Source organism: Synechococcus sp. R5-13 (genome assembly GCF_047462015.1).
In the GTDB taxonomy this organism is placed as follows: domain Bacteria; phylum Cyanobacteriota; class Cyanobacteriia; order Thermostichales; family Thermostichaceae; genus Thermostichus.
On record NZ_JANSIL010000041.1, the window covers coordinates 1 to 3,933 of the forward strand.

Here is a 3,933-nt window from a genome sequence, read left to right on the forward strand (position 1 = left end):
CACGAGATTTTGGCCTGGGGTGTATTTGAGGAAGAACTGTTTGTGATTTTCCTCTGATTGCCGTAAGGCGTTGAGCACTAGGAAACGTGGCAGATAAACTCCAGCCTGCTACCGACGTGATTTTCCTCTGATTGCCGTAAGGCGTCTTGCTTTCCCTCTGCAGGTTTTGCATCCGAACTCGAGGCAGAGATGGGATCAGATGACTTGGCCGTCGGATGTTATTCTCCCCTTGAGTTTACCGGCCCGCTCTTCGGCCTCCTCCATAACCCTGTCCAGCTGCTCCAGCACCTCGCCCGGATGCTTTTCCAGCACCCGCAGGGAGAGGGCCATCCGTCCCTTGGCCTCATCCACATCGATGACAACAGCTTTGATGCGTTGGCCTGGTTTGAACAAATCCGGTAGCGAGGCTACAAAACTTTGGCTGACCTGCTTGATGTGCAACAGCCCGGTTACCCCTTCTTCCAAGTCCACAAACACACCGAAGGGTTTTAGTCCGCTGACTTTGCCTTCCACCACTTGGCCACTGGTGTAGCGGCTCAGGTTCTCGGACTTTACAGCCGCCCTTTGGGAGAGCACCAGCTTGTTGGCTTCTGGGTTCACCTCGATAAAGCTTGCTGTCAAGGATTGCCCCACCAACTCCTCCAGACTTTCCCGTTGGCTGAGGTGGGAGCGGGGAATGAAGCCGCGCAGCCCCTGCACATCCACCACCACCCCCCCTTTGTTGGTGGCGATCACCGGAACGGTTACCGTCTGGCCGTTGGCTTGCTTCTGGGCCAGCTCTTCCCAAAGCCGCTTCAGCCTCAGCCGCCGCGCCGAGAGCACAATTTGTCCTTCTGCATCTTCTCGCAAGATGAGAAACTCGGCTTCTGTTTTTAGGGGAAAGAGGGCACTCAAATCTTCCCCTGGGCGGATCCCTGCTTCTTTGAGAGGCAGAAAGGCCGGGGATTTGCCGCCAATATCCACCAGAGCGCCATCGTTCTGATGTTGGAAAATGCGGCCTTGCACCACCTGCCCCGGTTGGAAGCTGAGGTTTTGCCTGTCTAAAGCTTGGGCAAAATCTTCCGCGGAAAACGTATCGGCAGCCTGAGAGCGAGAAGAGCGAACGGTCATGGAAGGGCTCAATTCGAAAAGCAATGTGTTTCAGGATAACCCAAAACCTTCCAAGGATCCCAGCTCCAGCCTCTGGCCTAGATGTAGTACATGAGCCGAGCCTGTTGCTGTTGTGCCTGCCGGTCGCAGAGGTCTTGCAGGGTGGTCTTCTGGAGAATGGCTACCGCCGCAGCTTGGGCATCTTGCCAGGCCTTCAGGAGCACTTCCCGCTCTGGGGTGAGATCGCCCGAGGGCAAGTCGCGGGAGCGGCTGAGATCTTCCCCCTCGATGGCCTGAATAACGTCCCACAGCGAGATCTGCCAGGGTGCTCGGGCCAGGAAGTAGCCTCCCTTGGATCCCCGTTGGCTGCGCACCAACCCCTGTCTGCGCAAGGTGGCCAGCAGTTGCTCCAAGTAGCGGTCGGGTATGGACTGATGAGCCGCAATTTCTTTAATCTGCAGCACCTGGCCATCGCTGTAGTGCTGGGCCAATTCCAGAAGGGCCAGGAGAGCATATTCACTTTTACAAGACAGTTCCAAGATAGTTATCCTTCGTGGAGAGCTCAGGTCTATGATACTCCGGTTTTTTAGTGGGGTTTAGCGGGATCCCGCCCTGAGCTGGCAATGGGATCCAGCCTGTAAGGTGGAATAGGCCCCTTTGGGAATGGTTTATGGCGAGTGTCAGCACCCGGTCTGGTTCAGCACGGATCCCAGCGGAGCGATTACAAACCTTGCACCAACAGATTGGCAAGCTGATTGCCAATATCGAATCCGTGTTTCAGGGCAAATCGCAGGTGGTGCAGGCGGTGGTCACGGCCTTGGTTGCGGAAGGTCATGTTTTGCTTGAAGATGTGCCCGGTGTAGGCAAGACCACTTTGGCGCGGGCCATCGCCCACAGTTTGGGAGCCAAGTTTCAGCGGATTCAATTTACCAGCGACCTATTGCCGACAGATATCCTTGGCCTCACCCTTTTCAACAAAGAAAAAGGGGATTTTGAATTTCGTCCCGGCCCCATTTTTGCCCACGTGGTCTTGGCGGATGAAATCAACCGCACCTCGCCCCGCACCCAAAGTGCCCTGCTGGAGGCAATGGCGGAAAAGCAGGTTTCGCTGGACGATCGCACCTACCCGCTGCCCAGCCCATTTATGGTGTTGGCCACCCAAAATCCTTTGGAGTACCACGGCACCTATCCCCTCCCAGAAAGCCAGTTGGATCGGTTTTTGGTACGGCTGTCGATTGGCTACCCCAGCCCTGAGGTAGAGCGAGCTTTACTCTTGCAACGGCAACAGGCCGAGCCGGTGGATGCTCTGCAGCCGGTTCTCTCCCTGATGGAGTTGCGAGAGATTCAGTCGGCGGTGGATCAGGTGTATTTGGATGGATCCCTGGCGGACTATCTTCTGCAGGTGGTGCAGGCCACTCGCGTGTCCAAGCTGCTGCGGGCGGGGGTATCCACCCGTGGAGCCCTGGCCTTGGCGCGGGCAGCACGGGCTCAGGCGCTGGTGAAAGGGCGCAGCTTTTGTTTGCCAGAAGATCTGCAAGCACTGTTCGTGCCGGTACTGACCCATCGGGTTTCTCTGGCCGGGTCGGGAGAGATGGCCGGCAACCGACGGCAAGAGGCTGAGGCGGTGATTCGGGATATTGTCTCCACAATTGAGCCGCCTGTTTGAGGGATCCGTAGCAGCAATGGTTAACTACAGCAGTGAGTCGGGTCGGATCCGGGGATCCACCCACATCAGGAGCAAATCGGCCAACAAATTGCCCAGAATGAGCATCACGGCCCCCAGCAGAAGCCCCGCCATCACCACATTGATGTCGAAACTTTGAACAGCCTCCAAGAGCAGCTTGCCCAGCCCCGGCCAATTGAAGAAAAACTCGGCAATAAAAGAGCCGCTGAGCAGATTGGCAAACTCAAAGCCCAAGATCGTGATCAAGGGGTTGACGGCGTTGCGCAGCGCGTGCAACCAGATCACCCGCCACTCCGGGATCCCACGGGCCCGTGCTGCCTGGATGTATTCCTGCCGCAGCACATCCAAGAAGTTGCCCCGCGTAATCCGCTGCAGCCCGGCAAAGCTGGTGATGCTTAGGGCCAGCGTGGGCAGGAGCAGGTGGCGGCCCAGATCCAGCAACTTTTCCCCCAAACTAAGCTCGGCAAAATAAACACTGGTCATCCCCCCTACCGGCAGCCAGCTCACGTTTTGGGCCACAATTAGCAGCAAAATGGCCAGCACGAAGCTGGGCATGGCCTGGCCCAGGTAGCTGAGCAACTGCAACGCCCGATCCAGGGGGGTGTTCTGCCGCAGCGCCCCCAGGATCCCTAGGGGAATGGCGACCAGCCAAGTCAGCACCACAGAGGACACCGCCAACAGCAAGGTAGCGCCGGCGCGGGAGAGGATGAGCTGTGCTACCGGCACGCGATAGGTGTAGCTCACCCCGAAATCCCCTTGCAGCAGGTTGCCCAGCCAGGTCAAGTACTGCCAAACCAAGGGCTTATCCAACCCCAGCCGCGCTTCCTCTTGGGCAATAAACTCCTGGCTGACACTGGGATCCGCCCGCAAGGGATCCAAAAAATCTCCGGGGGCCAGCTGCAAGAGCAAAAAGCTGAGCACCGTGATCAACAGCAGCACCGGCACCGCTTGGGTCAGCCGCTGCAAAACCAAGGCCAGCGGCGGCCAAAGGCCAAAAGCGCGGGAACGGGAAGGCGGAGAAGAGGTTACAGCCACAGATGCAGATGGATATTCGGATATGCTCTTTGAGTTGGATTCTTGTCGAACTATGGTAAACTACCCAGCTCCGACCGCTAAGCGGTACGGAGCGGGCTTTCAGTAGCCCTGAGCCTGCTCTGCTC

General features: G+C 57.6%; 4 protein-coding genes. 1 reads left to right on the forward strand and 3 read right to left on the reverse strand.

Going from position 1 to position 3,933, the window contains the following annotated elements; translation table 11 throughout:
* Positions 1 to 195: 195 nt before the first annotated feature.
* Positions 196 to 1,110 (reverse strand): S1 RNA-binding domain-containing protein, encoded by a 915-nt coding sequence (locus tag NW840_RS03720; RefSeq protein WP_414342454.1) that lies wholly within the window; start codon positions 1,108 to 1,110, stop codon positions 196 to 198.
* 77 nt (positions 1,111 to 1,187) lie between these two features.
* Positions 1,188 to 1,628: an RrF2 family transcriptional regulator gene (locus NW840_RS03725; RefSeq protein WP_414342455.1), complete on the reverse strand. Its 441-nt coding sequence runs from the start codon at positions 1,626 to 1,628 to the stop codon at positions 1,188 to 1,190.
* A 131-nt stretch (positions 1,629 to 1,759) separates the two neighbouring features.
* On the opposite strand from NW840_RS03725, the gene NW840_RS03730 reads away from it, so the two are divergent.
* Positions 1,760 to 2,755: an AAA family ATPase gene (locus NW840_RS03730; protein ID WP_414342457.1), complete on the forward strand. Its 996-nt coding sequence runs from the start codon at positions 1,760 to 1,762 to the stop codon at positions 2,753 to 2,755.
* 24 nt (positions 2,756 to 2,779) lie between these two features.
* Here NW840_RS03730 and NW840_RS03735 read toward each other — a convergent pair whose 3' ends face one another.
* A complete protein-coding gene (locus NW840_RS03735; protein ID WP_011432487.1) occupies positions 2,780 to 3,808 on the reverse strand; it encodes an ABC transporter permease in 1,029 nt (342 codons plus the stop codon).
* Between the last annotated feature and the right edge of the window lie 125 nt (positions 3,809 to 3,933).